This is a genomic window from Rhizobacter sp. (genome assembly GCF_035702065.1).
GTDB lineage: Bacteria > Pseudomonadota > Gammaproteobacteria > Burkholderiales > Burkholderiaceae_C > Rhizobacter.
This window is the reverse complement of sequence record NZ_DASSRA010000214.1, coordinates 1-3909: the sequence shown is the minus strand read 5'-3', so window position 1 is coordinate 3909 and position 3909 is coordinate 1. Positions and strand designations below refer to the sequence as shown.

At 67.9% G+C, this 3909-nt stretch carries 2 protein-coding genes; both read left to right on the top strand.

The window, feature by feature from the left end; translation table 11 throughout:
- The coding region (locus VFL64_RS09985) for a putative bifunctional diguanylate cyclase/phosphodiesterase (protein WP_489540226.1) at positions 1-2176 on the top strand (2176 nt) is incomplete at its 5' end.
- A 29-nt stretch (positions 2177-2205) separates the two neighbouring features.
- Positions 2206-3906, top strand: a complete 1701-nt coding sequence (locus tag VFL64_RS09980; protein ID WP_489540225.1) for a sensor domain-containing diguanylate cyclase — start codon at positions 2206-2208, stop codon at positions 3904-3906.
- Positions 3907-3909: the final 3 nt, after the last annotated feature.

Here is a 3909-nt window from a genome sequence, read left to right as displayed (position 1 = left end):
GCTGCTCACGGCCATTGCGCTGCGCGAGCGCGGTTTTGCCATCACCGAAGCGACCAGCGGCGAGCGCGCCATCCAGCTGCTGACCGACTGGCTGCCCGACGTGGTGGTGCTCGATGCCCTGATGCCCGGGCTCGACGGCTTCCAGACCTGCCAAGAGCTGCGCAGCCTGCCGGGCTTCGAGTCGCTGCCGGTGCTCATGCTGACCGGCCTCGACGACGACGCCTCCATCACCCGCGCCTACGAGGCCGGTGCCACCGACTTCTTCGTCAAGTCCACCCAGTGGAGCCTGCTGGCCGGCCGCCTGCGCTACCTGCTGCGCTCCTCGCGCACGCGGCTGGAGCTGGAGCGCAGCAAGTCCAAGCTGGCGCGCGCTCAAGACCTGGCCCGCATGGGCAGCTTCGACTGGCGTGTGGGCGGCGGCAACCCGGTGTTCTCGGTCGAGGGCCTGCGCGTCTTCGGCCTGGGCGTGGGCGACCACGCTGGCATGCGCACCGTGCTGCGCATGGTGCCGGCCGAAGACCGCGAAGGCTTCATGATGGTCCTGCACGACGTGTTCCGTCACAGCTCCGTGCTGGCCACTGACATCCCGGTCACGCTGCCCGATGGGCGGCAGCAGCGCATCATCCACGTCGAAGCCGAGCCGGAGTTCAACGAGCACGGCAACCTCTCGGGCTACACCGGCATCGTGCAGGACGTGACCGACCGGCGCATGGCCGAAGACCGCATCCGCCACTTGGCGAACTTCGATGCGCTCACCGGCCTGCCCAACCGGCGCCAGCTGATCTGGCGCACCGAACGCGCGCTGGAACATGCGCGCCGCCTCAACCACCCGGTGGCGCTGCTGCTGATCGACCTTGACCGCTTCAAGGTCATCAACGACACGCTGGGCCACAGTGCCGGCGATGAGTTGCTGATGGAGGTGTCGCGCCGCCTGCGTTCGTGCGTGCGGCACTCCGACCAGGTGATGGAGAACTCCATCGAATCCATGGGCGCCCGTTCGCACCGCACGCTGGAGGCCGTGGGCCGCCTCGGCGGCGACGAGTTCGTGGCCCTGTTGCCCGAGGTGTCCGACGAGTCCGACGCCGAGCGCGTGGCCGACCGCATCCTCGACGTGATGCGCGAGCCCATCTTCGTGGGCGGGCAAGAGTGCTTCGTCACGGCCTCGGTGGGCATCGCCATGTTCCCGCGCGACGGCGCCACAGTGGCCGACCTGATGCGCAACTCCGACGTCGCCATGTACTCGGTGAAGGCACAGGGCCGCAACGCCGCGCTCTTGTACCGCCCGGCGCTGGCCGGCAAGGGCCGCGAGAAGCTGGAACTGGAAAGCGCACTGCACAAGGCCATCGAACGCAACGAGCTGGTGCTGCACTACCAGCCCAAGGTCGACGTGCGCGGTGCCAAGATGGTGGGTGTGGAAGCACTGATGCGCTGGCAGCGCGGCAGCGCGCTGGTGCCGCCGGGCGACTTCATTCCCCTGGCCGAGGAAACTGGCCTCATCTTCCCGCTCAGCGAATGGGCGATCCGAGAAGCAGCCCGCCAGGCCCGGCTGTGGCAAGACAGTTTCGGCTTTGCCGACTCGATCGCCGTCAACCTGCCCAACCGCCTGTTCGAGCGCACCGACCTGGTCGAGAACATCCACCAGGCGGTCACGCTGTACGGTGTGCCGCACCATGCCATCGAGCTGGAGATCACCGAGACGGGGCTGATGAAGGATCTGCAGAACGTGATCCCGTCGCTGCACCGCCTCAACGAGATCGGTGTCGAGATTTCCATCGACGACTTCGGCACCGGCTACTCGTCGCTCGCCTATCTCACCACCCTGCCCATCAGCGAGCTCAAGATCGACCGCTCCTTCGTGCGCGACCTGGGCATGACGCCGCAAAGCTCGGCCGTGGTCACCGCCATCATCGCGCTGGCCCGTTCGCTCGGCCTGCGCGTGATCGCCGAAGGCGTGGAGAACATGCGCCAGATGGAGGTGCTGCACCGCCTGGGGTGCGTGGTGATGCAGGGCTTCCTGTTCAGCAAGGCCCAACCGCCCGAGCTGCTTGAGCAGTGGCTCGAACAGACCGTGCTCCCGCGCAAGGCGCCGTGGATCGTCAATGCCGACGAGTCCGACGCCGCCGATGCCCTGCGCGCAGCCGTTGAGGCCCGTTCGCGCTTCGGCCCACAAGGCTGAGGCCAGTCTCTTCTTTCATTCAGACCCCGATGGATACGACACGCGCTGCCGCACCGCGAGCTGCCGCCGATGCTGCCTTGCCCCCTCAACTCGCCAAGGCCGCGTTGCGCCGACTGGTGATGGAGAAGCTCGAACCCACCCCCGAGAACTACGCTCGCGCGTACTACCAGGAGGCTGGTGCGCCGCCCCCGCCTGCCGCAGCGGCGGCGCCGGTGGTCGACAAGCAAGAGCTGGCGGCCCAGGGTGCCGCCCTGGCCACCCTGATCGAACGCGTGGTGCGCGGCGTGCAGCGCGGCGGCCGGCAATGGACCACGGCCCGCAAGAAAGACAGCCTGCAGCGCGTGCTCTCCAGCTCGCGCAGCGACGTGCAGCGCCTGCAGCAGCGCCTGAACCAGCTGCTCAACGGCTGGGAGAGCGACACCATCGACGGTGCCGTCGACCCCGAGGCCATGGACGCCGTGGTCGAACAGCCCTGGGGCGACCCGACCCAGCCCGCCCCGCTGATGGATGCCGCCGGCCCCGTCGCCAACGACGCCACCCCGATCTGGCACGACCTGCTCGCGAGCCTGGGCGGCACGCTGCAGCAAGCCTTGCCTCCACCGCCCGCACCCAACGCCGAGCTGGCCGACGAATTGGCTGCGCTGAGCACCCGCATCCGCGAACGCGGGCCGACGGTGGGGCAGAGCGATGAGGTCGAACAGCTGTGCAAGCGCGCCGCGCGCGTGCTGGCGCACCGCCACCACCTGATCGACCAGCTGAGCGCGCTGTGCGAGAAGCTCACCGCCAGCCTGACCGAGCTCGCCGAAGACGACAGCTGGGCCCAGGGCCAGTGCGAAGCCATGCGCAACGAGATCGAGTTCGGCCTCACCGCACGCAGCGTGCGCTCCGTGGGCGAGTTGCTCGACAACACCCGCGAGCGCCAGAAGCAGCTGCGCGTGGAGCGTGCCAAGGCGCAGGACCAGCTCAAGCTGCTGATCACCCGCATGCTCAGCGAGCTGGGTGAACTGGGCTCGCAGACCGGCCGCTTCCACGAGAACCTGGGCCGCTACGCCGACGTGATCGAGAAGGCCGATTCATTGGAGAGCCTGGCTGGGGTGGTGCACGAGATGGTGGAAGAAAGCCGCACGGTGCAGTCGCTGGTGAAGGTGGCGCAGGGCAAGCTGCAGTACGAACACGAGCGGGCGACGGACCTGTCGGAGCGCGTGGTCGAGCTCGAAACCGAGCTGCGCCGCCTGTCCGAAGAGGTGTCGACCGACCAGCTCACCAAGATCGCCAACCGCCGCGGGCTGATGCAGGCCTTCGATGCCGAGAAGGCGCGCCTGGAGCGGGAAGGCACCCAGCTGTCCATCGGCCTGCTCGACGTCGACAACTTCAAGAAGCTGAATGACGAGCTGGGCCACAACGCGGGTGACGTGGCCCTGAAGTCACTCGCCGAAGTGGTGAGCAAGGCGCTGCGCCCGATGGACCTGGTGGCACGCTACGGCGGCGAAGAGTTCGTTGTGCTGCTGCCCAACACGCCTGTGGCAGAGGGCGAGCAGATCCTCACGCGTCTGCAGCGCTCACTCAGCGGCGGCCTGTTCATGCACGAAGAGAAGCGCATCTTCGTCACCTTCTCGGCCGGGGTCACGGCCTATCGCCCGGGCGAGCGCATCGAAATGGCCCTGGAACGGGCCGATGAAGCCCTGTACGAAGCCAAGCGCACCGGAAAGAACAGAACTTGTGTAGGCTGATCG

Excerpts from the sequence above, each read along its gene's own strand:
- VFL64_RS09980 (WP_489540225.1), top strand. The coding sequence starts at position 2,206 with ATGGATACGACACGCGCTGCCGCACCGCGAGCTGCCGCCGATGCTGCC.